The organism is Streptomyces sp. V1I1 (assembly GCF_030817355.1).
Classification (GTDB): Bacteria; Actinomycetota; Actinomycetes; order Streptomycetales; family Streptomycetaceae; genus Streptomyces.
The window spans coordinates 924,673-950,711 of record NZ_JAUSZH010000001.1 but is presented as its reverse complement, the minus strand read 5'-3'; the positions used below and the strand labels follow the sequence as shown (position 1 = coordinate 950,711).

Sequence of the window (26,039 nt, the reverse complement as noted above, 5' to 3'; positions counted from 1 at the left end):
TGTATGTGACCCGTAATTCTATTCGTGCACGGGAAGCTACGGATCTCATGAAGTGGTGTCAAGGAACAGTGCGTTGCGTGCGTGCGCTCTCAACTGGGGTGTGCACGGCGGTGGTTCAGTCACCGAGACTTCGACTGCATGGTTGATCCGTCACCCAGGGCGGTCGGGTGACCGTCCCAGGCCGAACGTCACGTCCGATTTCCGCCAGCCGAGCGCCCGGCGCGGTGCCCATACTGGCCGTATGACGATCGAGGACAGCAGGTACGAGGCGGTGAGCAGCCGGGACGCCCGGTTCGACGGCGTGTTCTTCTTCGCCGTCTCCACCACCGGGATCTACTGCCGTCCGAGCTGTCCCGCGATCACCCCCAAGCGCCGGAACGTGACGTTCTACCGGACGGCCGCGGCCGCCCAGGGCGCCGGCTACCGGGCCTGCCGCCGCTGCCGCCCCGACGCCGTACCCGGCTCCGCCGAGTGGAACGCCCGCGCCGACGTCGTCGGCCGCGCCATGCGGCTGATCGGCGACGGCATCGTGGACCGCGAGGGTGTCGCGGGCCTCGCCGGCCGGCTGGGCTACAGCGCCCGCCAGGTGCAGCGCCAGCTGAACGCGGAACTCGGCGCGGGCCCCATCGCCCTGGCCCGGGCCCAGCGCGGCCACACCGCGCGCGTACTGCTGCAGACGACCACCATGCAGGCGGCGGAGATCGCGTTCGCGGCAGGGTTCGCGAGCGTGCGGCAGTTCAACGACACCATCCGGGAGATCTACGCGGCCACCCCCAGCGAACTCCGCTCCGCCCGGCCGGGCCGCAGCTCACGCTTCGGCCCGGTCGCCCCCGAGAACGGTGCCGCTGCCGGAGTGCCGCTGCGGCTCGCGCACCGCGGTCCCTACGCCGCCGTTGAGGTCTTCGACTACCTGGGCCGCCGCGCCGTCACCGGCATCGAGGAACTCGCCGGCGAGCGCGGCTCCCGCGTCTACCGGCGCACCCTGCGGCTGCCCGGCGGGCCCGGCGTCGCCGAAGTCGGCGAACAGCCGGGCCCGGGAGGCTGGTTGGAATGCCGGCTGCACCTCACGGACCTGCGCGACCTGACGACGGCCACGCAGCGCATGCGCCGCCTGTTCGACCTGGACGCCGACCCGTGCGCCGTCGCCGAACGGCTAGGCACGGACCCGGCGCTCGCCCCGCTGGTCGCCGCACGCCCAGGCCTGCGCGCCCCCGGCACGGCCGACCCGCACGAACTCGCGGTACGGGCAGTAGTGGGTGAGGGGGTCTCGGTGGCGGCGGGTCGGCGACTCGGTGACGCGCTGGTGGCTGCGTACGGCGAGCGGTTGTGCGAGCCGAGCGGCGGGCTCACGCATCTGTTCCCGCGCGTGGACGACCTTGCGGCGGCCGCGCTGAGCGAACTCGAGATGCCCGACGCACGGCGCGCCACGCTGCGTACGCTGACGGCCGCGCTCGCAGAGTGCGCCGTCACCCTCGACCCGGGCGCGGACCGGGACGAGACCGAGCGGCAGTTGCTCGCCCTGCCAGGCATCGGCCCCTGGACGGCGGGCTACATCCGGATGCGCGCTCTCGGCGACCCGGACGTGCTGCTGACGGGGGACGCGGCGATCCGGGCGGGGATGCGGCGGGCGGGCGCGTCGTCGGCGGACGCGCAGGGGTGGCGGCCCTGGAGTTCGTACGCGATGCACCACTTGTGGAACATGTCGTGAGCTGAGGTCCTCAGGCGATGGACGCCGAGACGATGGCCGAGACCGCCAGGTTGCAGGACCCGGTCACCCACACCGCCGGATGCGGCTCCGGCTCGACCAGCGTCGCGCCCAGCTTGCCCGGCGTGACCAGGTCCACCACCAGGAATGCCACCGCCATCATCACCAGGCCCAGCAGACCGAACGCGGCGGTGGAGACGAGGCCCTTGCCAAAGTTGTCGTACGTCGTCCAGATCGAGGTGAAGACGATGCCGCCGATGCCCAGGAGCGCGGAGCTCAGCAGCAGCGCGGCATTGCGGTTGCGGTCCTCCCATATCTGCCGGCCCAGCTTTCCGGGCGTCAGCAGGTCGACCAGGAATATGCCGAGGATCAGGAGGACCACACCGAGGGCGCCGTACGCGCTCGCGCGGCCAAGTCCGTTGAGGATGTCGCTCATTGAGGGGCCTGTCTCCGTGTCGATAAGTTGATGCTGGTCAAGGGCGCGCAAAATCTACCGCACGGTTCCGGCCAGTGGATCACGCGGTCCGTGTCACCCGTATGGCGCAGCAGCGCAGCGGACCGCGGCCGGACTCGTACGAGAGTGGATCCGGTACGCCCCCACCTGACCGCGTCCGCACAGGGAGACACCCATGGAATGCCTCAACCGACGCGACCTCGGCCTTCTTGTCCTGCGGGTCGGCACGGGCGCGGTCCTCGCGGCGCACGGTTCACAGAAGCTGTTCGGCTGGTTCGGGGGCGGCGGCCTTGATGCGACCGCACAGGCCATGGAAGCCATGGGATTCCGCCCGGGCCGGCCGAGCGCCGTCGCCGCCGGGCTCGGCGAGGCGGGCGGCGGGGCGCTGCTCGCACTGGGTCTGGCCACCCCCGTGGCCGCTTCCGCCGCCGCGGGCGCGATGGCCGCGGCGGTGTCGGTGCAGGCGCCCGCCGGGTTCTTCAACCAGGCCGGCGGCTTCGAGTACCCGGCCTTCCTCGGCTTCACGGCGGCCGCCGTCGGCATCGCCGGAGCCGGCCGCTACTCCCTCGATCACGCGACCAGGCACCGCTTCGACCAGCCGTGGGTGGTGGCCGTCGCCTTCCTCGGCAGTGCGCTCGCCGCTGCCACGGTGGTCGGCAGGAGGGCGCAGGATCAGCCCGATGAGCAGCCCACGGACGCTGCCGGGGAGTAGCCCGTACGCTTTCGGTGCCGTCGTCCGACCTGTTCCGACAGTCCGAAGGAGACAGCCGCCATGGCAGAACCCGAGATCCGCGACAACCGGCAGAGGGGGCTCCTGGAGGCGTACGAGGACGGTCAAGTCACCGGCCATATCGCCTACTTCACCCTCGACGCCACGCCGGCCGCCCTGGTCGCCGTGCACACCGTGGTGGAACCGGAGCACGAGGGCAAGGGGATCGCGAGCGCACTGGTGCGAGAGTTCTACGCGATGGCGGCGCGCGAGGGCGTGCCCGTCGTGCCACTGTGCCCGTACGCGGCCAAGTGGGCCCACAGCCACCCCGACGAGGCCCCCAAGCCGTCGGCCGAGCTGGTGCGCACGGCGGAAGAGCAGCTGAAGGACCAGCCGCAGCTCTGGTGACCGGGCGCACGGCGCTACTTCCAGAAACGCTCTAGCATCCGGCCCATGCTGGCGCTGCTGCACACCTCCCCGGTCCACGTCCCGGTCTTCGACGCCCTGCGGGACGAGGACCACCCGGGTCTCACGCTGCTTCATCTCGTTGACGAGGATCTCCTCGCCCGGGCCCGGGAGGAGGGCCCCGAGGCGGTCGCGCCCGCCGTCGCCGCCGTGCTCGCCGGGGCCGTCGCCGAGGGTGCGGCCGCCGTCCTCGTCACCTGCTCCACGATCGGCGGTGTCGCCGAGGCGTGCGCCGCGGACCTCGGCGTTGTGGTGCTGCGGGCCGACCGCCCGATGGCAGCCGCGGCCGCCGCGGCGAACCGGATCGTGGTGGTCGCCGCCCTGCGCAGCACCCTGGAGCCGACAGTCGCGCTGATCCGCGAAGAGGCCGCGGGCCGCGCGGTCGACGTCCGCACGCTACTCGTCGACGGCGGCTGGGAGCGCTTCGAGGCGGGCGACCGCGACGGCTATCTGGACGCCGTGGCCGCCGCGGTCGACGGGGTGCCCGCCACGGATGTCATCGTGCTGGCCCAGGCGTCGATGGCGGACGCGGCAGACCGTACGACGACTGCCGTCCCCGTGCTGTCCAGCCCGCGGTCCGGGCTGCGGGCCGCCGCCCTGGCCACCACGTACGGATCATGATGACTGGACCCGGCGCGCGTGGGCACGCGCACCGGGAGACATTGGGAACGCACGACTTCGAACCGCTGGAGGTCTGGCATGACCCACCCACCCGTCCCGCCTTCGCCGATCCCGTCGCCGGGACCGCCCGGACCTGATCCCGGACCGCTGCCGGGGCCGGGGCCGGTGCCAGGGCCTCCGCCGGGACCCGCGCCCGACCCCATTCCGCAGCCGCCGGGCCCCAGCCCCGAACCCGTACCGCCGCCGGAGCCGGAACCCCAGCCTGGTCCGGCGAGCCGAATCGGCCCGCGGCGCTGATCAGTCGGTGCGCACCTCCGAGCGGTCGCCGCCCCACAGGGTATGGAACGAACCCTCGCGGTCGGTCCGCCGGTAGGTGTGCGCACCGAAGAAGTCACGCTGGCCCTGGGTGAGCGCAGCGGGCAGCCGCTCGGCGCGCAGGGCGTCGTAGTACGAGAGGGCCGCCGAGAAGCCCGGCGTCGGGACGCCGTGGCGGGCGGCCGCCGAGACCACCTCGCGCCAGTCGTCCTGCGCCGCGCCGATCTCCTCCGCGAACTGCTTGTCCGACAGCAGACTCGGCAGGTCGTGCCGGGTGTCGTACGCCTCGCGAATGCGGTCCAGGAACGCTGCCCTGATGATGCAGCCGGCCCGCCAGATCGCGGCCACCGAACCGAGGTCGATGTCCCAGTCGTAGGCGTCGCTGCCCGCCTGGATCTGGTGGAAGCCCTGCGTGTACGACACGATCTTGGACGCGTACAGCGCCTGCTCGACCTGGTCGGCGAAGCGCGCGGCATCGGCCTCGCCCAGCGGCCGGGCCGTCGGCCCGGGCAGGGAGCGCGAGGCCTCGCGCAGGTCCGCGTGCCCGGAGAGCGAGCGGGCGAAGACCGCCTCAGCGATGCCGGAGACCGGCACCCCCAGGTCGAGGGCGATCTGCACCGTCCAGCGGCCTGTGCCCTTCTGCTCCGCCTGGTCGGTGACGACGTCGACGAACGGCTTCCCGGTCGCCGCGTCCGTGTGCGCCAGCACCTCCGCCGTGATCTCGATCAGATACGAGTCGAGCCGCCCGGTGTTCCAGGTGCGGAAGGTCTCGGCGATCTGCGCGGGGGAGTAGCCCGCGACCGCGCGCAGCAGGTGGTACGCCTCGGCGATCAGCTGCATATCGGCGTACTCGATGCCGTTGTGCACCATCTTCACGAAGTGGCCCGCGCCGTCCGGGCCGATGTGCGCCACGGTCGGGGTGCCGTCGGGAGCCTTCGCGGCGATCTTCTCGAGCAGCGGGCCGAGCGAGGCGTACGACTCGGCCGAGCCGCCCGGCATGATGCTCGGCCCGTGCAGCGCACCCTCCTCGCCGCCCGAGATACCCGTGCCCACGAAGTGGATGCCGCGCTCCCGCAGTTCCTTCTCGCGGCGCCGGGTGTCGGCGAAGTGGGCGTTGCCGCCGTCGATGATGACGTCGCCCTCTTCCAGCAGCGGCGCGAACTCCTGGATCACGGCGTCCGTCGGATCGCCCGCCTTGACCATGATCACCAGGCGGCGCGGGCGCTCCAGGGCCGCGACGAACTCCTCGGCCGACTCGGCGGGCACGAACGTGCCCTCGTGACCGAACTCCTCGACCAGCGTCCGCGTCTTCGCCGCTGTCCGGTTGTGTACGGCCACCGTGAAGCCGTTGCGGACGAAGTTACGGGCGAGATTGCGGCCCATCACCGCGAGCCCCGTGACGCCGATCTGGGCTGTTCCACTCATCAGTGTGCTCCTGGATGTCCGTCGGAAAATCCATGTCCCGCCCCTACGCATACGTACAGGCGGAGCCAGCCATTCATCGATCCTCAAGCCCTCCGGACGCTTCCGCATTCCGGGACGGCTGAATCGCGCCGTCGCCCCAGTGTCCGCCCGCGGGCACCGTTCGGACGCCCAAATGGTGCCAAGCGGGCAGCGCGCTGCGCCGCGATGCGTGCCCCGGCCCGCACTACCAGCGCCGACGGCTTCGCCGAAACGGGCAAGAACGGGCACAGCGGATCCTGCGAAGAGCCTGGTCGAGCGGGCGTGACTGCTTGTACAAACGACGCATGAGCCCGAACGGACGCCGGGCCCGGGAAGTAACGACAGCGCACCGACAGCGCACCGACATCGCACGGACAGCGCATGGACCGCGCTACAGGACAGAAGCAGGGAAGTGTGTCGTGGACACCGAGGAACGCCGACGGGGAATTCTCGAGACGGCCCGGCGGGACGGGTCGGTCGATGTCAACCGGCTGGCCGGCCAGTTCCAGGTGGCCAAGGAGACCATCAGGCGGGATCTGCACGCCCTGGAGGAACACGGTCTGGTGCGGCGTACGCACGGCGGCGCCTACCCCGTCGAGTCCGCCGGTTTCGAGACGACGCTCGCGGTGCGGACCACCCGTCATGTGCCGCAGAAGTCACGGATCGCGACGGCCGCCGCCGATCTGCTCGGTGACGCCGAGACTCTCTTCGTCGACGAGGGCTTCACCCCGCAGCTCGTCGCCGAAGCGCTGCCGCGGGACCGGCCGCTGACCGTCGTCACCGCGTCCCTGGCGGTGGCGACCGTCCTCGCGGACGCCGAGAAGATCTCCGTGCTGCTGCTCGGCGGGCGCGTCCGCGGCGGCACCATGGCCACGGTCGACCACTGGGCCACCCGCATGCTCGCCGACTTCGTCATCGATCTGGCGTACGTCGGCGCGAACGGCATCTCCCGTGAGTACGGACTGACCACACCGGACCCCGCGGTGAGCGAGGTCAAGGCACAGGCCATGCGCAGCGCACGCCGCCGCGTGTTCGCCGGAATCCATTCGAAGTTCGGGGCGGTGAGCTTTTGCCGCTTCGCCGACGTCGGCGACTTCGAGGCCATCGTCACCGACGCGGGCCTGCCCTCGGCCGAGGCGCAGCGCTACTCCCTCCTCGGCCCGCAGGTCATCCGCGTCTGAGCACGCTCATGCCGCACAACTGCCTTACCCCGTAGGCCTTTGATCCCCGGCCGCCCGGCCGAGGGCAGAGCCGTCATGTCCTGAACCACCGAACACCGAGCCGTTACGAATGATCAGGAGAAATCATGCACCTCCAGCGACGACGACGTGGAATCCGCCTGAGTGCGGGCGCCGGCACGGCCGCCATGGCACTTCTCGCGGGGTGCAGCGGAGCAGGCGCCTCCTCTTCCACAGGGGGCGAGGCCGTGAACGTACTCATGGTGAACAACCCTCAGATGGTCGAACTGCAGAAGCTGACCGCGGACAACTTCACCAAGGAGACCGGCATCAAGGTCAACTTCACGGTGCTCCCGGAGAACGACGTCCGAGACAAGATCAGTCAGGACTTCTCCAACCAGGCGGGCCAGTACGACGTCGCCACCATCAGCAACTTCGAGGTGCCGTTCTATGCCAAGAACGGCTGGCTGCACGGGCTCGACGAGTACGCGAAGAAGGACACCGCCTTCGACCAGAACGACATCCTCGAGCCGCTGCGGAAATCGCTCACCGCGAAGGACGGAAAGCTCTACGCCGAGCCCTTCTACGGCGAGTCGTCCTTCCTCATGTACCGCAAGGACGTCTTCGCCGACAAGGGGCTGAAGATGCCGGCGAAGCCCACCTGGCAGCAGGTTGCCGACCTCGCTGCGAAGGCGGACGGCGCCGAGAGCGGGATGAAGGGCATCTGCCTGCGCGGACTCCCCGGCTGGGGCGAGGTCATCGCCCCGCTCACCACTGTCGTCAACACCATGGGCGGCACCTGGTTCACCGAGGACTGGGAGGCGAAGCTCACCTCCCCGGAGTTCAAGAAGGCCACCCAGTTCTACGTCGACCTGGTGCGGGGGCACGGTGAAGCGGGCGCGGCCCAGTCCGGGTACGCCGAGTGCCTCAACAACATGACGCAGGGCAAGACCGCGATGTGGTACGACGCCACGGCCGGAGCGGGCTCCCTGGAGGCGGCCGGGTCGCCGGTGAAGGGCAAGATCGGCTACGTACCGGCGCCGGTGGAGAAGACGGAGAGCTCCGGCTGGCTCTACACCTGGGCCTGGGGCATGCAGAAGGCATCCAAGAAGTCCGACAGCGCCTGGAAGTTCATCTCCTGGGCGTCCAGCAAGAAGTACGAGGCGCTGGTCGGCGAGAAGAGCGGCTGGGCCAATGTGCCCGCGGGCAAGCGGGCCTCCACCTACGCCAACCCGGAGTACCGCAAGGCCGCGGGCGCCTTCGCGGACATCACCGAGAAGGCCATCGCAAGCGCCAACCCGGAGAACCCCGGCACCCAGCCCCGCCCCGCGGCCGGAATCCAGTTCGTCGGCATCCCCGAGTTCACCGATCTGGGCACCAAGGTCTCCCAGGAGATCAGCGCGGCCATCGCGGGCCGCCAGTCCGTCGACCAGGCCCTGGCCAAGTCCCAGAAGCTGGCCGAGAAGGTCGGCAAGGAGCAGCAGTGAGTGCCTCCGTCACCACACAGCCGCCGTCCCCCACGGTCCGGTCGAATCAGACGCGGCAGACGAAGCAGCGAAAGGGGGGAGTGCGGGCCTGGGCCACCCGGGCGCCGCTCCTGCCGGCCCTGGTCTTCCTGATCGCGGTCACCCAACTGCCGTTCGTCGCCACGCTGGTGATCTCGCTCTTCGACTGGAACTCGCTGAGCCCCGAGGAGCGCAGTTTCGCCGGACTGTCCAACTACACCTCCGTGTTCACCGACGCGGAGCTGCGCGACTCGGTCTTCACCACCGTCCTGCTCACCGCGAGCGTCGTCATCGCGACCGTGGTGCTCGGTCTGGGTCTCGCCCTGCTCCTCGACCGCACCTTCTTCGGACGCGGCATGGTGCGCACCCTGCTCATCACGCCCTTCCTGATCGTCCCGGTCTCGGCCGCGCTGCTGTGGAAGCACGCGCTCTACAACCCGGAGTACGGGCTCCTCAACGGAGCCTGGACCTGGATCGCCGGGCTCTTCGGCGACGACACCCCCGCCCAGCCGGACTGGATATCCGGCATGCCGCTGATCGCGGTCGAGGCCGCCCTTGTGTGGCAGTGGACGCCGTTCATGATGCTGATCCTGCTCGCGGGACTGCAGAGCCGGCCCGCCGACATGATGGAGGCCGCGCACCTCGACGGAGCGAGTAGCTGGCAGTCCTTCCGCTACCTCACCCTGCCGCATCTGCGCCGCTACCTCGAACTGGGCGTCCTGCTCGGCTCCGTGTACATCGTCCAGAACTTCGACGCGGTGTTCACGATCACCTCCGGAGGCCTCGGCACCGCCAACCTCCCCTACACGATCTACCAGACCTTCTACCAAGCCCACGAGTACGGACTGGCGTCCGCCGCGGGAGTCGTCGTCGTGATCGGCACGATGATCATCGCGACGTTCGCGCTCCGGGTGGTCTCGTCCCTCTTCCGTGAGGAGGCGAACCGCGCATGACCGCTCACACCGCGCCCGCTCCGGCCCCCGCACCCACGACGAAGGCCGCCCGCCCGGAGCACCTGCCGCCCGCCGCGCGCCGGGCCAGGCGCCGCTCCATTGCGCTGGGCCTGCTGGCCTGGGTGGCAGGCATCGGGTTCTGTCTGCCGGCCGTGTGGATGCTGCTGACCTCGCTGCACTCGGAGGCGGACGCGGCCACCAATCCGCCCTCCCTCGCCGCGCCGCTGACCCTGGCCGGCTACCGGGAGTTCTTCGGCGCGGGCGGCGGACCGAGCCCCTGGCCGTCCCTGATCAACTCCCTTACAGCGTCCGCGTTCTCCACGCTGTTGGTGCTCGTCCTCGCCCTCCCCGCGGCGTACGCGCTCTCCATCCGGCGCGTACGCAAGTGGACGGACGTGATGTTCTTCTTCCTCTCCACCAAGATGCTGCCGGTGGTCGCCGGTCTGCTGCCCATCTACCTCTTCGCGAAGAATGCCGGGATGCTGGACAACATCTGGCTCCTCGTCCTCCTCTACACCTCGATGAATCTGCCGATCGCGGTGTGGATGATGCAGTCCTTCCTCGCGGACGTGCCGGTCTCGATCATCGAGGCCGCTCAGGTGGACGGCGCGCGGCTGCCCACGGTCCTGGCCCGGGTGGTCGCGCCGGTGGCCGCTCCGGGGATCGCCGCAACCGCGCTGATCTGCTTCATCTTCAGCTGGAACGAGCTGCTCTTCGCCCGGGTGCTCACCGGCGTCGTCGCCCAGACCGCACCCGTCTATCTGACCGGATTCGTCACCAGCCAGGGCCTCTTCCTCGCCCAGCTGTGCGCCGCGTCCGTCGTTGTGTCCCTGCCGGTCCTCGCCGCCGGCTACGCCGCCCAGGACAAGCTTGTCCAGGGCCTCTCTCTTGGAGCTGTTAAATGAGGGCAGCGATCGTCGAAGCCCCCGGCAAGGTCTCCGTCACGACGGTTCCCGACCCCACACCGGGACCGCGGGAGGTCGTCGTCTCCGTGGCATCGTGCGGTCTGTGCGGCACCGATCTGCACATTCTCCAGGGCGAGTTCGCGCCCACCCTGCCGATCCTGCCCGGCCATGAGTTCGCCGGCGAGGTCGTGGGCATCGGAAGGGACGTCACCGAACTGGCCGTCGGCGACCGTGTCGCCGTCGACCCGTCACTGCACTGCCACGAATGCCGCTACTGCCGGGCGGGACGCGGCAACCTCTGCGACCGCTGGGCCGCCATCGGCGTCACCGTGCCCGGCGGCGCGGCCGAGTTCGCCGTCGCGCCCGTCGCGAACTGCATACGGCTGCCCGACCACATCGACGTCAAGGACGCGGCGCTGATCGAGCCGCTGTCCTGCGCGGTCCGCGGATACGACGTCCTGAGCAGCAGCACCCTCGGCTCCAGCGTGCTGATCTACGGCTCGGGGACCATGGGCCTGATGATGCTGGAGCTCGCCAAGCGCACCGGGGCCGCGGGCGTGGACGTACTCGACATCAACCCGGACCGCCTCGCCACGGCCTCTCTGCTCGGCTGCTCCCGCTCGGCAGCCACCGCAGAGGAGCTGGACCAGCCGGGCGGCTGGGATTTCGTCATCGACGCGACCGGCAACGCCGGTGCCATCCAGGACGGTCTCGGACGGGTCGCCAAGGGAGGCACCTTCCTGCAGTTCGGGGTCGCCGACTATGCGACGACCGCGGTCATCGAGCCGTACCGGATCTACAACCAGGAGATCACCATCACCGGCTCCATGGCGGTGCTGCACAGCTATGAGCGGGCCGCCGCGCTCTTCGCCACAGGGGTGCTCGATCCGTCCGTCTTCATCAGCGACCGGCTGCCGCTGGCGCAGTACCCGCAGGCCATCGACCGGTTCAAGGCGGGACAGGGCCGCAAGATCGTGGTGGAGCCGTGAGCGGGCCTGATGCCGTACTGGTACTCGGCGAGGCGCTCATCGATCTCGTCCCCGTGGCAGGTGACCCGGAGGTCCGGCGCGCACAGCCGGGCGGCGCGCCCGCCAACGTCGCGGTCGGCCTCGCTCGCCTCGGCAGGCCCGTCGGCTTCGCCGGAGCCCTCGGCGGCGACGGTTTCGCGCGTAGCATCGAGCGGCGGCTGGTGGACGCGGGCGTGGATCTAAGCCTCTGCGCCCGCTCCGACCTCCCCACGACGCTGGCCGTCGCCGACCCGGGGGAGTCGGGAACCGGCTACCACTTCCACCTCGAGTCCACCGCGGCCTTCCGGTTCCCGGACCGGGCGGCCGACGTGGGCCGCTTCGGCGCGGTGTACGCAGGAGGCCTGGCCGCGGTCGTCGAGCCGGCCGCGCAGGCCGTCGCCTCCACCGCGCAGGCGGCCGCCCGGCACTCCCTGCTGGTGGTGGACCCCAATGTGCGCGAGGACCGCACGCTCGACCCCCGCCGGGGCCTGGCACTGCTACGCGAGCTGTGCGCGCTTGCCCATGTCGTCAAGGCCAGCGACGAGGACCTGGCGCGGCTCTGGCCGGACACCGACCCGGACCAGAGCTGCCGCCGGCTGGCCGCGGAGGGACGGCTGGTGTTGCTGACGCGCGGCGCGCGGGGCGCGGCCGCGTACACCCCTGACGGCCCGCCCGTGTCCGTACCGGCCGTACCGGTCGAGGTGGTCAACACGATCGGTGCCGGGGACGCGTTCATGGCGGGCGTCCTCGCCTGGCTCGGCACCACGGGAGGCTGGGAGCGCGCGCTGCCCCCGGAGCGTGCCGGGACCATGCTGGAGTACGCCTCGCGGGTCGCCGCGTCCGTCGTCACGCAGACCGGCACGGAGCCCTCGGCGCCTGCTCACGCCTGACCGGGCCTGCCCCGCCGGATCCGGTCCGGCGGGGCGCGTGCGGTCCCGGTCTCGCCCGTGTGTGGGGTGGGCCGCGTTCAGGCGGCTGCGGCCACGACCTCCTTGGTCCTCACCACCGTCGCGAAGCCTCCGCCGTGCAGGGACACGGCCGACGCCTGCGCCAGTTCGTCCGCGGACCGCCGCCAGCCGAACGGCCCCTCGAGATCGAATGTGTACGTCGCGTCCAGCGCGAAGAGCACTTCGTACCCAAGGTTTCCACCCATCCGTGCCGTCGTCTCCGCACACATATTGGTCTGGATCCCGGCCACCACGAACTGCGAGATGCCCTCAGCCCTGAACCACGCGTCCAGGTCCGGCGTCCCGTAGAAGGCCGAATTCACGGTCTTCGTCACGAACAGCTCCGCCGCGGCCCCCTTTCCTCGCCGCTGCTCGACGTACTCCTTGAAGCCGTTCCCCTCGTGCCCCTGTCGCAACGGCGACTCCGGCTTCGACGAGTCGTTCCGGACGAAGACGACCGGGCGCCCCGTGGCCTGCCATACGTCGATGAGCGAAGCGATGTTCTCGTCAGCCTCGGGATTGTTCCGCCGACCCCAGAAGTCCAGCTCATCGAAGCCCTTCTGTACGTCCACCACGACCAGTGCTGCGTTCTCTGCGATCTCCATACCTACGATGCTGCCGCCCCGGTCGACCTGGCCCCAGAGGGGTGCAAGTCAGCGATCGATGGTTTACTGCCATCGTGGCAGCCGACCCCGTCCCGTACCGTGTCGCCCTCGTCAGCTTCCCGGGCATCCGGGCCTTCGACGTCTCCGTCATCACCGAGGTCTGGGGCACGGATCGCACCGAGGGCGGCGTACCCGCCTTCGACCTGCGCCGCGTCGCCGCCGACACCACGCCCGTCCCCATGCGCGGGGGGCTCAGCCTCACCCCCGACCGCACCCTCGCCTGGCTGGCCCGTGCCGACCTGATCCTGGTCCCCGGCCTGGACGATCACCTCACCCCGGCACCGGAACCGGTACTCGAAGCCCTACGCCGCGCACACGTCCGCGGCACCACCATCGCCGCCCTGTGCGGCGGCGCCTTCACACTCGCCCAGGCCGGCCTTCTCGACGGCCGCCGCGCGGTCACACACTGGAACCTCGTCGATCTGCTCCGCGCCCATCACCCCTGCGTCACCGTCGAATCCGACGCCCTCTTCATCGAGGACGGCGACATCTGGACCGCCGCCGGTACGGCCGCCGGCATCGACCTGTGCCTGCACTTGGTCCGCACGGCTCACGGCGCGGAGGCGGCGGCGACGATCGCCCGCTCGATGGTCACGGCGCCCTTCCGCACCGGAACCCAGGCTCAGTTCATCGAGCACCCCACCCCGCGCACCGACCGCGACGCCGACGCCCTCGCCTCCGTGCGCGAACACGCCCTCCACCACCTCCACGAACCGCTGGCTGTCGCTGACCTAGCCGCCCACGCGGGCATGTCGGCACGTTCCTTCGCCCGCCACTTCGCTGCGGCCACCGGCACGACGCCCCTGCGCTGGCTCCTGGACCAGCGCATCGCGGCCGCCCAGAAGCTCCTCGAGCACACCGACCTGCCCATGCCCGAGGTCGCCCGCCGTACGGGCTTCGGCAGCGAGATCACGATGCGCCAGCACTTCGCCTCGCGCCTCGCCACCAGCCCCCGCGCGTACCGCGACTCCTTCGCCGCTCATGCGTCCGGATCTTCCGAGTCAGGATTGACCCGGAACCGCTGAGCAAGTCCGCACAGCAGTGCCGAAACCGCGGTGGCGACCCTCTGGACGACGCCGGGTCAGATCCCGGGTCCGTAACCGGGGTCCGGCTGCCGGCGAGGGGTCCACCACTCGGTGAGCCCCCACACCCCGAGCGCTGGCGCGGCCACGGCTGCGAGTGCCGCGAAAACACGGTGCATGGTTCCGACGGGGCTGCCGCGTCGGCCCCGGTCCGGCATGCTCCGAGCCGAGCCCGCCCTCGGGATCGGCACGACCGGCGGCCGCCCCCCGCCTCTGGAGGGACAGGCCGCGTCCGGTCTCAGCCTCAGCGGCGTCGCGGTCAGGTCGGTGAACGACGGATCAGGACTTGAGGTGGGGATTACGAGTACGTCGACGCCCGATCAAGCCGCCCTGCGTGCCCTGCGCGTCGCCGCGCGGATGATGTCCGCGTACCTGTGCCCGCTGCCCTTGATGGTCCGCCGTTGCGTCGAGTAGTCGACATGGACGAGGCCGAACCGCTTGTCGTAGCCGTACGCCCACTCGAAGTTGTCCATCAGCGACCAGGCGAAGTACCCGGCGACCGGTGCGCCCCGGCGGGCTGCCCGCCCGCACGCAGCCAGATGCTCCTCCAGGTACCGCACCCGCTCAGGGTCGTCGACGGTGCCGTCAGCACGTACGACGTCCGGATAGGCCGAGCCGTTCTCGGTGACGTAGATGCGCTGGGCGCCGTACTTCTCGGTCAGCCGTAGCAGCAGCTGCTCCAGGCCGTCCGCGTGCACCTCCCAGTCCATGGCGGTGTGCCGGGCCCCCGGCAAATAGATCTGCTGGGCGTACGGGACGGAGCCGGTCGGGTCGGCCGTCACGATCTGGCGGAAGTAGTAGTTCAGCCCCAGCCAGTCCAGCGGGGCCGCGATGGTCGCCAAGTCCCCGGCGAGCTCCGGCAGTTCGACGCCGTACAGCTCCAGCATGTCCTGCGGATAGCCGCGCCCGTGGATCGGGTCGAGCCACCAGCGGTTGGTGTGGCCGTCGGCCCTTAGCGCGGCGGCGACGTCCTCCTCGCGTTCACTCGCCGGCTCGATCGGGCTCAGGTTGTTGACGATCCCGACGCGGGCGTCCGACGAGGCCGCGCGGATCGCCTGCACGGCGAGACCGTGGCCGAGGTGCAGATGGTACGAGGCGCGCACGGCGGCCCCGAGATCGGTCAGCCCCGGAGCCATCTTCCCTTCCAGATGGCCGATCCACGCGGAGCACAGCGGCTCGTTGAGGGTCGCCCAGTCCTTGACCCGGTCGCCGAGCCGCTCGGTGACGACGGATGCGTACACGGCGAAGTGCTCCGCGGTCTCACGGGACGTCCAGCCGCCCCGGTCCTGGAGCGCCTGCGGGAGGTCCCAGTGGTAGAGGGTGGCGAACGGAGTGATGCCCGCTTCGAGCAGGCCGTCCACCAGCCGGTCGTAGAAGGAGAGTCCGGCCTTGTTCACGGGTCCGTCGCCGCCCGGCACGACCCGCGGCCAGGCGATTGAGAACCGGTAGGCGTCGACGCCGAGTTGCTTCATCAGCCCGATGTCCTCAGGCCAGCGGTGGTAGTGGTCGCATGCCACATCGCCGGTGTCGCCGCCCGCGACGGCGCCCGGGGTGTGGGAGAAGGTGTCCCAGATCGACGGGGAGCGGCCGTCCTCGGCCACGGCTCCCTCGATCTGGTACGCGGCGGTGGCGACACCCCAAGTGAAGTCGGCCGGGAGGGCGTTGAGGTCGTTCACGGACATCCTTTCTGATGGGGACACGTGCGTCACTTGACTGCGCCCGCGGTGAGGCCCGCGACGAGATAGCGCTGGAGCAGCAGGAACCCGGCGACCACGGGCACGCTGACGACGAGCGAGGCGGCCATGACCTGGTTCCAGTAGACGTCGTTCTGGCTGGCGTAGCCCTGGAGCCCGACGGAGAGCGTGCGGGTGGTGTCGTTCGTCATCACCGAGGCGAACAGGACCTCCCCCCAGGCCGTCATGAACGCGTAGACGGCCACGGCGACGATGCCGGGGACGGCGGCCGGGACGACGACCCGGAAGAGCGCGCCGAGCGCGCCGCAGCCGTCCACCATGGCTGCCTCGTCCAGATCGCGCGGGATGGAGTCGAAGTAGCCGATCAGCATCCAGATGGAGAAGGGGAGCGAGAACGTCAGATAGGTGAGGATCAGCCCGCCGCGCGAGCCGTAGAGGGTGATGCCGGTGCTGTTGCCGATATTGACGAAGATCAGGAACAGCGGGAGGAGGAAAAGGATGCCGGGGAACATCTGTGTGGAGAGCACCGTGACGGTGAAGACCCGCTTTCCACGGAACCGGTAGCGGCTCACGGCGTACGCGGCGAACACCGCGATCACCACGGACAGCACGGTCGCCGCGCCCGCCACGATCAGCGAGTTGAGGAAGTAGCGCGCCAGCGGCACGGTGTCCCAGATGTCGATGTACGGGCGGACGGTGAGCCCGGACGGGATCCACTGGAACTTCCCCGACACGTCCTGGAGCGGCTTGAGCGAGCTGCTGAGCATCACATAGACGGGCAGCAGGGCGAAGGCCGTCAGGAAGGTGAGGACGATACGGCGCGTCCAGCGGAAGGACCGCGGCGGTGCGGTCGGTGAGCTCGGCGGCCTAGGCATCGGCGGCCTTCCTTCCCCGGGATGTGAGCAGCAGATAGACGGCCGTGACCAGCAGCAGGAAGAGCAGCAGCAGGACGGACATCGCTGAGCCCGAGCCGAAGTTCCAGGTGACGAACGACGACTGGTAGATATGGATCGAGATCAGGTCGGCGGCCTCCGGCGCGGCCCTCCCGAACAGCACATACGGCGTGTTGAAGTCGTTGAACGTCCACAGGAACAGGACCAGCACCAGCACTTGGTTGACCGGGCGCAGCGACGGCAGGGTGATCTTGCGGATCTGCTGCCAGATGCCCGCCCCGTCGATGGCCGCCGCTTCGTACAGCTCGCGCGGGATGTTCTGCAGCCCCGCCATGATGATGAGGAACGCGAACGGCCAGGACTTCCAGACCGCCACCACGACCAGCGCGATGAAGCTGTTGTCGCCGATCAGCCAGAATGACGGCTCGTCGGTGAGGCCGAGCTGGTCGTGCAGGACGTGATTGATCAGGCCGTTGTCGCGCTGGAACATGAAGGCCCAGGTGATGACGGCGGCGTACACCGGCAGTGCGTACGGAGTGAGGAAGACGGCTCGCAGGAGGCCCCGGCCGCGGAAGTTCTCCTGCATCATGATCGCCGCGGCGACGCCGAACAGCCAGGAGAGGCCGACGGCCAGCACCGTGAACAGGCAGGTGACATAGAAGGAGTGGAGCAGCGCCTGGCCGATCGGGGCGTCGAAGTCGACGGCGACCCGGTAGTTGTCGAACGCTGCCCACGGCGCCTCGCCCCAGTTGCGGATGTAGAACTGGGTGAGCTGACGGAAGCTCATCGTGATGCCGATGACCATCGGGATCAGATGGACGAGCATTTCGAGCACGATGGCGGGCAGCAGCAGGAGATAGGGCAGGCCGCCGTGGCGGATCCGGTCCGGGATGCGCGGCAGCCTTCTGCGCGTATCCGTCGTACCCACGCTCTCACCGCTGCCCGCCCGGTCTGTGCGGCCCGGAGTCACGGTGGTGGTCATCGCGCCGGCCTCACTGCTGCATCTGCTGCTGGGCCTTGGCCAGACGGTCCTTGACGGACTCGGTCGTCACCGGGCGTCCGGCCGCGGCATCGGCCCACAGCTCCTTGACTGCCGTGCCGACGGCCGTCTCGAACTGCGACTCGGCGGGTACCTGTGGGAGGGGCGCGGCGCTGGTGGCCAGCGTGTCGCGAAGGACCTTCAGATCGGGCGCGGAGAACGCCGGGTCCTGCTGCGCGGCCTTGACCGGCGGGATCGATCCGTACGTCTTGTTGAGCAGCTTCTGCTCCGCGTCGCTCGTCATGAACTTCACGAACTTCTTGGCGCCGTCGATGTTCTTGGTGTTCTTGAAGACGGCCATATTGATGCCCGCCACCATGGAGTTGGTGTTCTGCCCGGTGCCGGGAGCGCCGGCCGCGACCGGCACGGGAGCGACCCCCCAGTCCGCGGGCTTCATGCCCTGGGCGGCGAAGGTCGAGGCGGCGGCCTGCCACAGCACCATGGCCGTCTTGCCGCGCGCGAAGTCCTGGAGGGACTGGTTCTGGGCGTACTCCGCGTTGCCCGGCGCGACGATCTTGTCCTTGGCCATGAAGTCGACGTACTGCTTCACCGCGGCGACCGCGCCGTCCGAGGTGAAGGTGGGCTTGCCGGAGGAGTCGAAGAAGTCCGCGCCGTGCTGCTTGCCGAGGACGAAGACCTGGTGGATGTTGTTGGCGAGGTTGCCGCCCTCGGCGCCCAGCGCCCACTTCCCGCCCTTGGAGATCTTCTTCCCGTCGGCAACCAGTTGGTCCCAGGTGGCCGGCGGCTGGGAGATCCCCGCATCGGCGAACATCTTCTTGTTGTAGTAGAGCGCGTACGCCAGCGAGTACAGCGGCACGGCCGCGGGGTCCTTGCCCTCGGCCCCGGCCGATGCCACAGCCGACGTGACGAAGCGGTCCCGGCCGCCGATCGCGTCGAAGTTCTTCTGGTCCCAGGGCAGCAGCGCACCGGTCGCCTGGAGCGAGGCGGACCAGGTGTTGCCTATGTTGAGGACGTCGGGGCCCTGCCCGGACGCCGTGGCGGCCAGGATCCGGTTGAGCAGATCGGACCATGGGATCACCTCGAGCTTGACCTTGATGCCCGTCTGCTCCTCGAACTTCTTGAGCTCGGGTGTGAGGATCTTCTTGTCGGCCTCGACGCTGGGGCCCTGATTGGAGGCCCAGTACGTGAGCGTCTTGGGCGACTCGTTGCTGCCGCCCCCATCGGTGGAGGCGCCGCCGCCACAGCCGGTGACGGCGGCGAGCGCGGTGACGACGGTGACAGCGAGTGCGGCTCTGGTGCGCATGAGAGGTGGCCCCTTTCCCGGGGTGGCTGCGTTCGGTTCCCGAACGGCCTCCATGACTTAATTTATGCCGTGATTTAAGAGGTGAGAGAAGGTCGCGTCAAGGTCTGCGACCGGGGTATGTTGCGTCCAGGGAAGGAGCACCATGGCGGAGCGCAACAGACGGACAGTGCGTGACCTGCGGCGCGGCAACCGTGCCAGGGTTCTGCAACGGTTGTATTTCGACGGCCCGTTGAGCCGCCAGGAGCTCGGACCGGCCACCGGGCTGAGTTCAGGTTCCATCAGCAACGTCGTCGCGGAACTCGTCACCGAAGGCGTACTGGAAGAAGCCGGAATGGTCGACTCCGAGGGCGGCCGCCCACGCACGCTGCTGCGCGTCAAACCCACCAGCGGCCTGCTGATCGGCATCGACATCGGCGAGACCCGGGTACGCGTCGAGCTCTTCGACCTCTCGCTCACCGAACTCGGCCGCACCGAACACCTCTTGGCCCAGCACGGCTACGACGTCGAGCGCGTCGTCGCCCATGTCCGCACCGGCGTCGCCGACGTCCTGCGGGACGCGAACGCCGACGCCGCGAGCCTGCTCGGCGTCGGGATCGGCGTCCCCGGCATCGTCGAGCAGGACACGTCGGACGGCGCGATCGTGCACGGCCAGACGATCGGCTGGAGCGCCGTGCCGTTCGAGAAACTCGTCCGCGACTCCATCGAACTGCCCCCACAAGTCCCGCTGTTCATCGACAACGGTGCCAAGACACTCGGCCAGGCCGAGATGTGGTTCGGCGGTGGCCGCGGCGCCCGCGAGGCCGCCGTCGCCCTGATCGGCTCAGGAGTCGGCGCCTGCGTCGTGCACGCCGCCACCCCCGACGAGAACGCCCGCAGCAGCGCCCTCGAATGGGGACATACGACGGTACGGATCCGGGGCCGGCGCTGCCGTTGCGGCTCGCCGGGCTGTCTTGAGGCGTACGCCGGCGCGGAAGCGCTGCGCGAACGCTGGCAGGAGGCGGGCGGACCGCTTCCCGCCGACGCCGACGACGAAACCGCGCTGGCCGCGCTGCTGGCGGCGGCCTTTCCCGGTCCGGAAGGACCTGAGCCCGACCCGGTCGCGGTCTCCCTCCTCGACGACACCGCCGAGTACCTGGGCGCGGCCGTCGCCGACCTGATCAATCTCTTCCACCCCGAACGTATCCTCATCGGCGGCTGGGCCGGACTGCTCATCGGCCCCCATTTGCTCCCCGAAGTACGCCGCTACGCAGGGGAGTACGCTCTCCGCCACGCCGCCGCCCGCACCGCCATCGAGCTGGGGCAGCTCGGCCCGGACGCGGTCACCGTCGGCGCGGCGACCCTGCCGCTGGCCGACTTCCTGGCCGGCGGCGGCAGCCGGCCCCCGGCTGCCGACCCGGTGCGTCCTGCCGCCTCTGTGCGCCGCGCCTGAACCCTTGTCATGGTTCGGGCCAAGCACCTAAGTTGACCGCTTGCGACGTGACCTATGTCAGTGGGGGAGTCCAACCATGGCCGCAACCGGTCGGCACCGCCGATACCAGCCGAGCCGCATCAACCGGGCTTCTCTCACCGTCACCGCGGGCGGGGCAGGCATGGCTCTGCCGCTCATCGGCGCGGGCACGTCCCATGCGGCTTCCGTGGATGTCTGGGAGAAGGTCGCGGCATGCGAGTCCACCAGTAACTGGAAGATCAACACCGGTAACGGTTACTACGGCGGGCTCCAGTTCAGCCAGTCCACCTGGGAGGCATACGGCGGCAGACGATTCGCCGCGCGCGCGGATCTGGCCGACAGGGACCAGCAGATAGCCATCGCCGAGAAGGTCCTCGAGGGGCAGGGGCCGAAGGCCTGGCCCACCTGCTCCACCCGGGCGGGCCTCACCCGCGGCGGTGACGCCCCCGAGATCGCGCCAGCCAGGCGATTAGAACCGAAGAGCGAGCGGAAGGCCGCGCTGAAGAAGGTGACGCCGACCACCGTGCCCACGCACCGCGAGGGCTACACCGTGGCCCGCGGCGACTCACTCTCCAAGATCGCGGATGCCGAGGAGGTCAGCGGCGGCTGGCAGCGGCTGTACGCACAGAACCGCGCGGTCGTCGGCAGCGACCCCAACCTGATCCACCCCGGGCAGAAGCTGATCCTGCGAGTCGAGGCTCAGGACGCACCGGCCCCGCAGAAGCCGAAGGCCCAGCCGCGGCCCAAGTCCCCGCCGAAACAGCAGGCCCCGAAGCGGCCTGCGCCGAAACAGCAGGCACCGAAGCAGCAGGCGCCGAAGCAGCAGGGTCCCAAGAAGCAGGCGAAGCGGGTACACGCCACCAAGCCCGCGCATCGGACCGGACTCAGCGCCCCCGTCGACGCGAGCACCGGCACCCCCTACCGCAAGGCCGGTTCCGCCTGGTCCAGCGGCTACCACACCGGCGTGGACTTCCCGGTCCCCACCGGCACCTCCGTGAAGGCCGTCGCATCCGGACGCGTCGTCTCGGCCGGCTGGGGCGGCGCGTACGGCTATCAGGTCGTCATCCGCCACGCCGACGGCAAATACAGCCAGTACGCGCATCTTTCGGCGCTCACCGTGCGCTCCGGCCAGCAGGTCAGCAGCGGTCAGCGGATCGCACGGTCGGGGTCCACCGGCAACAGCTCAGGGCCGCATCTCCATTTCGAGGTGCGTACAGGGCCGGGATACGGGTCCGACATCGATCCCCTCGCCTACCTCAGATCGGGCGGCGTCTCGGTCTGAGGGGAGCACCTGGGCCTGGGCATCCGCGTGGAGCATGCGAGGTTCTGCGCGGCACACCGGCTGCTGCGCGGGGCGCACCGACGCCTCGGCCTGCGCATGTGCTTCCGCCTCGGTGCGCGCCGCCTTCAGCCGCTCGGTCGTCAGCAGGATCAGCCCGCCGGCCGCCACGACGCCGAAGCCCAGCGCGAGCACGGTGCCCGGCACGCCGTACCGGAAGGTCTCGCCGAACATCGTTATGCCGACCGCGGCCGCCACCACCGGGTTGACGACCGTGACCGTGGCCAGCGGTGCCGCGAGGCCCGCGCCGCGGTAGGACGCCTGGGAGAGCAGCAGACCGCCGATCGCGAGGACCGAGATCACCAGCAGGCTCGGCCACTGGAGGAGCGGTGCGGACCATGTCCAGTCCACCGCTACGGTCTTGGTGAACACCGAGGCGATACCGAAGGCCACACCCGCCGCCGCGGCAAGCCCCACGCTGCGAAGGATGGGCCGGTGCACGGTCTGGGCGACCAGGAAGATCAACGCCACGCAGCCCAAGGTCACGCCGGCCAGCACCCCGCGCTGCCCGCCGCCCAGCGAGTGGGCTTCGGCCTCGCCGGTCAGCGCCAGCAGCCCCGCGAGGCCTGCTGTCGCCATGATCGCGCCGCGCCAGGCGGTGGCGCCCGCCCTGCGCCGCACGAAGAGGGCTGCCATCGGCAGGGCGAAGACGATCGTCAGCGCGCCGAGCGGCTGGACCAGGCTGAGCGGCCCGTACGCGAGCGCCATCACATGAAGGACTGCGCCGAGGCTGTTGAGAGCGACGGCGACCCACCACGCGGCGTGGTGCAGCGGGGCGTACGGCCGGGCCGAGGTGGAGGCGGCGACATGCTCCTGCATGATCGCCCCGGCCGCATACGCGACCGCGGAGACCAGGGACAGCACCACGGCCAGCGCGAGGGAACTCATAGAGACCACGATCTCCCTCTTGAGCGAATCCGTCGTCGTCCTTGAGCAGGCACTTGGACGTACTGCCGACGTAGTACGAGCCTAGGCCAAAAGTCCCCCTTACGGCGGGTGAGCTGGTCGGCGGGGATGAGAGGGCCCCACGTCATCGATACGGTGACCGGGTGCGTATGCGGACGGTGACAGGGGACGGGAGCGTGGGCGTGGACCTCGACGAGACGGCGTCCGTGGGCGGTTTCTTCGCCCTGCGTACCGGGACGCCGGGCGACGGGCATGCCCCGCTCGCGCGGCTGTACGCGGGCGACACCGCACCGCTCGTGGCCCGCGTCGACACGGTTGCCGCCCGGCTGCGCGCCCCCGAGCGCCGGGTCGCCGCCTCCATCGCGCATCTGGGGCTCGCCGCCCGGCTCTGGTCGGTCGCGCTCGGCTGTGCCGCGCTGCACGGCAAGGTTCCCGACCTCGACCCCGCGCGGCTGCACTGGGATCCGGACCGCAGCTCGCCCGACGACTTGTGCCTGACCGGCACCCGTCCGCTGCCGGCCGATGCGTCCACGATTCGCGAGACGGTGCAGTACGGCCATCTCGTCCCGCTCGCCGCCGCGGTGCGGACCGACACTCGGATCTCGCCGCAACTGCTGTGGGGCAACGCGGGCTCAGCGCTCGGCGGTGCCGTACGCGAACTGCACACCTGGGCCCGGCGCGGGGGCCGGCCCGAGGTGGCCGAGCGGGCCTCGGCGCTCGCCGCCGAGCTATTCGCCCACCCCGATCTGTCCGGCACCGTCCACGGACGTGCGATGCGGCGGCGCAGCTGCTGTCTCTACTACCGCTGCCCGGGCGGCGGGCTCTGCGGCGACTGCGTCTTCGACGTTCCGCCGCAGCGATCCGCCCACTGAAGCCGACCGAAGCCGACTGGCGCCGACGGGTGCAGAGTGATGCCGACTGGCACCGACTGGTGCCGAGTGATCCTGACCGCGCTCTTCCCCGTACGCCGTATCTGCGTGACCATCATGGGGTGAAGGTCGGACTGCTCACGCGCGAGTATCCGCCGGACGTCTACGGGGGCGCCGGGGTCCATGTGGAGTTCCTCGCCCGGGAGTTACGAGCCCTGACCGACCTCGAAGTGCACTGCTGGGGTGAGGGTGCGGCCGAAGGGGTTCTGCGCCACCAGGCGCTCGCCGGACTCGAGAGTGCCAACGAAGCGCTGCGCACCTTCTCCGTCGACCTGGCGATGGCCGCCGAGCTGCAGGGCCGCGAACTGGTCCACTCCCACACCTGGTACGCCAACCTCGCCGGCCATCTCGCCAAACTGCTCTACGGCGTCCCGCATGTGATGACCGCACACTCCCTGGAGCCGCTGCGCCCCTGGAAGGCCGAACAGCTGGGCGGCGGCTACGCCCTGTCCAGCTGGGCCGAGCGCACCGCGATCGAGGCCGCGGACGCCGTGATCGCCGTCTCCCACGGTATGCGCGCCGACATCCTGGCCTGCTATCCCGCCCTCGACCCGGACAGGGTGCGCGTCGTCCACAACGGCATCGACACCCGCATGTACCGCCCCGACCATGAGACGGACGCCCTTGAGCGGATCGGCATCGACCCGCACCGCCCCTTCGCGCTGTTCGTCGGCCGCATCACCCGCCAGAAGGGCGTCCCGCATCTGCTGCGCGCGGCCCGCTCCTTCGACCCGGACATCCAGCTGGTGCTGTGTGCGGGAGCCCCGGACACGCCCGAGATCGACCGTGAATTCCGCGAACTGGTCGAGGAGTTGGAGCGGGTTCGGGACGGGGTGCACTGGATCCCCGAGATGCTGCCACGGCCACAGGTCATCCAACTGCTGAGCCACGCCACGGTGTTCGTCTGCCCTTCGGTGTACGAGCCGCTGGGCATCGTCAATCTGGAGGCCATGGCCTGCGGCACGGCCGTCGTGGCGTCCGCGGTCGGTGGCATCCCCGAAGTCGTGGACGACGGACGCACCGGACTGCTCGTGCCCTACGACGCCCATCACCCGCAGGACTTCGAGTCGGGCCTGACCCAGTCGGTGAACCGGGTCGTCGACGACGCCGTGGAGGCCGCCAGGATGGGTGCGGCGGGTCGGGAGCGCGCGGTACGTGAGTTCGGCTGGGATCAGGTGGCCCGGCGGACGTACGAGGTGTACGAGGAGTTGCTCAAGCAGGTGTAGCAGGGCACGGCGGGAGCAGGGCACGGCAGGGCACGGCGGGAGCAGGGCACAGCAGGTACGGCAGGGCAGGCACAGGCGTGGAAGGGGCGGCGATGCGCGGTGGACCTTCGGTGCTGGGGATCGTACTGGCCGGCGGGGAGGGCAAGCGGCTGATGCCGCTCACCGCCGACCGCGCCAAACCTGCGGTGACCTTCGGCGGCATGTATCGCCTTGTCGACTTCGTGCTCTCCAGCCTGGTCAACGGCGACATCCTGCGTGTCTGCGTGCTCACGCAGTACAAGTCGCACTCGCTGGACCGCCATGTCACCACCACCTGGCGGATGTCGAGCCTGCTCGGCAACTACGTCACCCCCGTCCCGGCCCAGCAGCGGCTGGGCCGGCGCTGGTATCTGGGCAGTGCGGACGCGATCCTGCAGTCCCTCAACCTCGTGAACGACGAACAGCCCGACTACATCGCGGTGTTCGGCGCCGACCACGTGTACCGGATGGACCCGCGGCAGATGCTGCGGCGCCACATCGAGAACGACGCGGGCGTCACCGTCGCGGGGATCAAGGTGCCGCGTGCCGAGGCGTCGTCGTTCGGGATCATCACCCCCGCCTCCGACGGGACCCGGGTCGAGCGGTTCCTGGAGAAGCCCGCCGACCCTCCCGGACTGCCCGGCGACCCCGACCGGGTCTTCGCCTCCATGGGCAACTACCTCTTCACCACCAAGGTCCTCGTCGACGCACTCCACCGGGACGCGGAGGACGAGCACTCCGTCCATGACATGGGTGGCTCGATCCTGCCGATGCTCACCGAACAAGGTGTGGCGCAGCTCTATGACTTCAATGAGAACCATGTGCCCGGCGAGAGTGCGCGGGAGCACGGCTACTGGCGTGATGTGGGCACGCTCGACACGTACTACGAAGCCCATATGGATCTGATCCCGGACCGGCCGGTCTTCGACCTCGACAACCGCCGCTGGCCCCTCTACACCCACTCCGGCCAGCTGCCGCCCGCCCGCTTCATCGGCGCGGGCATCGCGAGCGAGTCCATCATCAGCCCCGGCTGCGTAGTCCGCGGCCAGGTCACCCGGTCCGTGCTCTCGCCGGGCGTGACCGTGGCGGAGGGCGCTGTCGTGCAGGGCTCGGTCCTCCACGACAACGTGCGCATAGGCCGCGGCGCGGTGGTGCGCGGCTCGATCCTCGACAAGAACGTGGATGTCCCGCCCGGCGCGACGATCGGCGTCAACCCCGGGCGGGACCAGGAGCTCTACACCGTCTCCAAGAACGGCGTCATCGCGCTGGGCAAGGGACAGCCGGTCCTGTGAGGCACCGGGACCGGGACCGGCGCGACGGAGGGTGGCGT

The 26,039-nt window shown here is 70.1% G+C and carries 24 protein-coding genes; 16 read left to right on the top strand and 8 right to left on the bottom strand.

The genetic code is table 11. The features are described 5' to 3' along the window. Nucleotides 1-241 precede the first annotated feature (241 nt). The gene (locus QFZ67_RS04705; RefSeq protein ID WP_307659820.1) at nucleotides 242-1,708 is read left to right on the top strand and encodes an AlkA N-terminal domain-containing protein; all 1,467 of its coding nucleotides are present in this window, start codon (nucleotides 242-244) and stop codon (nucleotides 1,706-1,708) included. Nucleotides 1,709-1,718: 10 nt separating this feature from the next. Here the strand turns inward: QFZ67_RS04705 and QFZ67_RS04700 are convergent, their stop codons facing one another. Then, on the bottom strand, nucleotides 1,719-2,141 hold the full coding sequence (locus tag QFZ67_RS04700; protein WP_307659819.1) for a DUF350 domain-containing protein: 423 nt from the start codon (nucleotides 2,139-2,141) through the stop codon (nucleotides 1,719-1,721). 193 nt (nucleotides 2,142-2,334) lie between these two features. Between QFZ67_RS04700 and QFZ67_RS04695 the strand changes: the two genes are divergently transcribed. From QFZ67_RS04695 to QFZ67_RS04685, 3 genes are read left to right on the top strand one after another with little or no spacing between them, the layout of a single operon-like run. Beyond that, nucleotides 2,335-2,871: a DoxX family membrane protein gene (locus QFZ67_RS04695; protein WP_307659818.1), complete on the top strand. Its 537-nt coding sequence runs from the start codon at nucleotides 2,335-2,337 to the stop codon at nucleotides 2,869-2,871. Nucleotides 2,872-2,931: 60 nt separating this feature from the next. Further along, nucleotides 2,932-3,276, top strand: coding sequence for a GNAT family N-acetyltransferase (locus QFZ67_RS04690; protein ID WP_373429944.1), 345 nt, complete (start codon nucleotides 2,932-2,934; stop codon nucleotides 3,274-3,276). Between the two features lie 45 nt (nucleotides 3,277-3,321). Then, complete coding sequence (locus tag QFZ67_RS04685; RefSeq protein ID WP_307659817.1) at nucleotides 3,322-3,954, top strand: aspartate/glutamate racemase family protein; 633 nt, start codon at nucleotides 3,322-3,324, stop codon at nucleotides 3,952-3,954. 297 nt (nucleotides 3,955-4,251) lie between these two features. Here QFZ67_RS04685 and gndA read toward each other — a convergent pair whose 3' ends face one another. Continuing rightward, on the bottom strand, nucleotides 4,252-5,694 hold the full coding sequence (gene gndA, locus QFZ67_RS04680; protein WP_307659816.1) for an NADP-dependent phosphogluconate dehydrogenase: 1,443 nt from the start codon (nucleotides 5,692-5,694) through the stop codon (nucleotides 4,252-4,254). A 437-nt stretch (nucleotides 5,695-6,131) separates the two neighbouring features. Here gndA and QFZ67_RS04675 point away from each other — a divergent pair, with 437 nt between their 5' ends. The 6 genes from QFZ67_RS04675 (at nucleotide 6,132) to QFZ67_RS04650 (ending at nucleotide 12,150) form a co-directional block, all read left to right on the top strand. Beyond that, on the top strand, nucleotides 6,132-6,893 hold the full coding sequence (locus tag QFZ67_RS04675) for a DeoR/GlpR family DNA-binding transcription regulator (protein ID WP_307659815.1): 762 nt from the start codon (nucleotides 6,132-6,134) through the stop codon (nucleotides 6,891-6,893). Nucleotides 6,894-7,018: 125 nt separating this feature from the next. Beyond that, on the top strand, nucleotides 7,019-8,377 hold the full coding sequence (locus QFZ67_RS04670) for a sugar ABC transporter substrate-binding protein (RefSeq protein WP_307659814.1): 1,359 nt from the start codon (nucleotides 7,019-7,021) through the stop codon (nucleotides 8,375-8,377). Continuing rightward, the gene (locus tag QFZ67_RS04665; protein ID WP_307659813.1) at nucleotides 8,374-9,348 is read left to right on the top strand and encodes a carbohydrate ABC transporter permease; all 975 of its coding nucleotides are present in this window, start codon (nucleotides 8,374-8,376) and stop codon (nucleotides 9,346-9,348) included. Before QFZ67_RS04670 ends, QFZ67_RS04665 begins: the two co-directional genes overlap by 4 nt. Beyond that, the gene (locus QFZ67_RS04660; protein ID WP_307659812.1) at nucleotides 9,345-10,253 is read left to right on the top strand and encodes a carbohydrate ABC transporter permease; all 909 of its coding nucleotides are present in this window, start codon (nucleotides 9,345-9,347) and stop codon (nucleotides 10,251-10,253) included. The genes QFZ67_RS04665 and QFZ67_RS04660 overlap by 4 nt, the downstream gene beginning before the upstream one ends. Beyond that, complete coding sequence (locus QFZ67_RS04655; protein WP_307659811.1) at nucleotides 10,250-11,242, top strand: zinc-dependent alcohol dehydrogenase family protein; 993 nt, start codon at nucleotides 10,250-10,252, stop codon at nucleotides 11,240-11,242. The genes QFZ67_RS04660 and QFZ67_RS04655 overlap by 4 nt, the downstream gene beginning before the upstream one ends. Continuing rightward, a complete protein-coding gene (locus QFZ67_RS04650; RefSeq protein ID WP_307659810.1) occupies nucleotides 11,239-12,150 on the top strand; it encodes a PfkB family carbohydrate kinase in 912 nt (303 codons plus the stop codon). The genes QFZ67_RS04655 and QFZ67_RS04650 overlap by 4 nt, the downstream gene beginning before the upstream one ends. 77 nt (nucleotides 12,151-12,227) lie before the next feature. Here QFZ67_RS04650 and QFZ67_RS04645 read toward each other — a convergent pair whose 3' ends face one another. Beyond that, nucleotides 12,228-12,812: a cysteine hydrolase family protein gene (locus tag QFZ67_RS04645; protein ID WP_307659809.1), complete on the bottom strand. Its 585-nt coding sequence runs from the start codon at nucleotides 12,810-12,812 to the stop codon at nucleotides 12,228-12,230. 74 nt (nucleotides 12,813-12,886) lie between these two features. Here QFZ67_RS04645 and QFZ67_RS04640 point away from each other — a divergent pair, with 74 nt between their 5' ends. Continuing rightward, a complete protein-coding gene (locus QFZ67_RS04640) occupies nucleotides 12,887-13,897 on the top strand; it encodes a GlxA family transcriptional regulator (RefSeq protein WP_307659808.1) in 1,011 nt (336 codons plus the stop codon). Between the two features lie 377 nt (nucleotides 13,898-14,274). Here QFZ67_RS04640 and QFZ67_RS04635 read toward each other — a convergent pair whose 3' ends face one another. The 4 genes from QFZ67_RS04635 to QFZ67_RS04620 are packed head-to-tail and all read right to left on the bottom strand — an operon-like array spanning nucleotide 14,275 to nucleotide 18,844. Further along, nucleotides 14,275-15,630, bottom strand: a complete 1,356-nt coding sequence (locus QFZ67_RS04635) for a GH1 family beta-glucosidase (protein WP_307659807.1) — start codon at nucleotides 15,628-15,630, stop codon at nucleotides 14,275-14,277. 29 nt (nucleotides 15,631-15,659) lie between these two features. Beyond that, on the bottom strand, nucleotides 15,660-16,523 hold the full coding sequence (locus QFZ67_RS04630; RefSeq protein WP_307659806.1) for a carbohydrate ABC transporter permease: 864 nt from the start codon (nucleotides 16,521-16,523) through the stop codon (nucleotides 15,660-15,662). Further along, nucleotides 16,516-17,523, bottom strand: coding sequence for a carbohydrate ABC transporter permease (locus tag QFZ67_RS04625; protein WP_307659805.1), 1,008 nt, complete (start codon nucleotides 17,521-17,523; stop codon nucleotides 16,516-16,518). Before QFZ67_RS04625 ends, QFZ67_RS04630 begins: the two co-directional genes overlap by 8 nt. 10 nt (nucleotides 17,524-17,533) lie before the next feature. Next, nucleotides 17,534-18,844 carry a sugar ABC transporter substrate-binding protein gene (locus QFZ67_RS04620; RefSeq protein WP_307659804.1) on the bottom strand — a complete coding sequence of 437 codons (1,311 nt, stop codon included), beginning with the start codon at nucleotides 18,842-18,844 and terminating at the stop codon, nucleotides 17,534-17,536. Between the two features lie 142 nt (nucleotides 18,845-18,986). Here QFZ67_RS04620 and QFZ67_RS04615 point away from each other — a divergent pair, with 142 nt between their 5' ends. Continuing rightward, complete coding sequence (locus QFZ67_RS04615; RefSeq protein WP_307659803.1) at nucleotides 18,987-20,273, top strand: ROK family transcriptional regulator; 1,287 nt, start codon at nucleotides 18,987-18,989, stop codon at nucleotides 20,271-20,273. A 76-nt stretch (nucleotides 20,274-20,349) separates the two neighbouring features. Further along, complete coding sequence (locus QFZ67_RS04610; protein WP_307659802.1) at nucleotides 20,350-21,573, top strand: transglycosylase family protein; 1,224 nt, start codon at nucleotides 20,350-20,352, stop codon at nucleotides 21,571-21,573. On the opposite strand, the gene QFZ67_RS04605 is transcribed toward QFZ67_RS04610, so the two are convergent. Beyond that, nucleotides 21,475-22,518, bottom strand: coding sequence for a DMT family transporter (locus QFZ67_RS04605; RefSeq protein ID WP_307659801.1), 1,044 nt, complete (start codon nucleotides 22,516-22,518; stop codon nucleotides 21,475-21,477). The two genes, QFZ67_RS04610 and QFZ67_RS04605, sit on opposite strands and share 99 nt — an antisense overlap. A gap of 200 nt (nucleotides 22,519-22,718) precedes the next feature. On the opposite strand from QFZ67_RS04605, the gene QFZ67_RS04600 reads away from it, so the two are divergent. From QFZ67_RS04600 to glgC, 3 genes are all read left to right on the top strand, one after another. Then, nucleotides 22,719-23,408 (top strand): (2Fe-2S)-binding protein, encoded by a 690-nt coding sequence (locus tag QFZ67_RS04600; RefSeq protein WP_373430204.1) that lies wholly within the window; start codon nucleotides 22,719-22,721, stop codon nucleotides 23,406-23,408. A gap of 119 nt (nucleotides 23,409-23,527) precedes the next feature. Further along, on the top strand, nucleotides 23,528-24,691 hold the full coding sequence (glgA, locus tag QFZ67_RS04595) for a glycogen synthase (protein ID WP_307659800.1): 1,164 nt from the start codon (nucleotides 23,528-23,530) through the stop codon (nucleotides 24,689-24,691). 92 nt (nucleotides 24,692-24,783) lie between these two features. Then, a complete protein-coding gene (glgC, locus tag QFZ67_RS04590; RefSeq protein WP_307659799.1) occupies nucleotides 24,784-26,001 on the top strand; it encodes a glucose-1-phosphate adenylyltransferase in 1,218 nt (405 codons plus the stop codon). The last annotated feature ends 38 nt before the right edge of the window (nucleotides 26,002-26,039 follow it).

Bases quoted from the DNA above. Each gene is read 5' to 3' on its own strand.
- QFZ67_RS04630 (WP_307659806.1), bottom strand. From the start codon at position 16,523: ATGCCTAGGCCGCCGAGCTCACCGACCGCACCGCCGCGGTCCTTCCGC.
- QFZ67_RS04625 (WP_307659805.1), bottom strand. From the start codon at position 17,523: ATGACCACCACCGTGACTCCGGGCCGCACAGACCGGGCGGGCAGCGGT.
- QFZ67_RS04655 (WP_307659811.1), top strand. From the start codon at position 10,250: ATGAGGGCAGCGATCGTCGAAGCCCCCGGCAAGGTCTCCGTCACGACG.
- QFZ67_RS04620 (WP_307659804.1), bottom strand. From the start codon at position 18,844: ATGCGCACCAGAGCCGCACTCGCTGTCACCGTCGTCACCGCGCTCGCC.
- QFZ67_RS04705 (WP_307659820.1), top strand. From the start codon at position 242: ATGACGATCGAGGACAGCAGGTACGAGGCGGTGAGCAGCCGGGACGCC.
- QFZ67_RS04605 (WP_307659801.1), bottom strand. From the start codon at position 22,518: ATGAGTTCCCTCGCGCTGGCCGTGGTGCTGTCCCTGGTCTCCGCGGTC.
- glgC (WP_307659799.1), top strand. From the start codon at position 24,784: ATGCGCGGTGGACCTTCGGTGCTGGGGATCGTACTGGCCGGCGGGGAG.
- gndA (WP_307659816.1), bottom strand. From the start codon at position 5,694: ATGAGTGGAACAGCCCAGATCGGCGTCACGGGGCTCGCGGTGATGGGC.
- QFZ67_RS04615 (WP_307659803.1), top strand. From the start codon at position 18,987: ATGGCGGAGCGCAACAGACGGACAGTGCGTGACCTGCGGCGCGGCAAC.
- QFZ67_RS04660 (WP_307659812.1), top strand. From the start codon at position 9,345: ATGACCGCTCACACCGCGCCCGCTCCGGCCCCCGCACCCACGACGAAG.
- QFZ67_RS04700 (WP_307659819.1), bottom strand. From the start codon at position 2,141: ATGAGCGACATCCTCAACGGACTTGGCCGCGCGAGCGCGTACGGCGCC.
- QFZ67_RS04670 (WP_307659814.1), top strand. From the start codon at position 7,019: ATGCACCTCCAGCGACGACGACGTGGAATCCGCCTGAGTGCGGGCGCC.
- QFZ67_RS04695 (WP_307659818.1), top strand. From the start codon at position 2,335: ATGGAATGCCTCAACCGACGCGACCTCGGCCTTCTTGTCCTGCGGGTC.
- QFZ67_RS04645 (WP_307659809.1), bottom strand. From the start codon at position 12,812: ATGGAGATCGCAGAGAACGCAGCACTGGTCGTGGTGGACGTACAGAAG.
- QFZ67_RS04610 (WP_307659802.1), top strand. From the start codon at position 20,350: ATGGCCGCAACCGGTCGGCACCGCCGATACCAGCCGAGCCGCATCAAC.
- QFZ67_RS04685 (WP_307659817.1), top strand. From the start codon at position 3,322: ATGCTGGCGCTGCTGCACACCTCCCCGGTCCACGTCCCGGTCTTCGAC.
- QFZ67_RS04690 (WP_373429944.1), top strand. From the start codon at position 2,932: ATGGCAGAACCCGAGATCCGCGACAACCGGCAGAGGGGGCTCCTGGAG.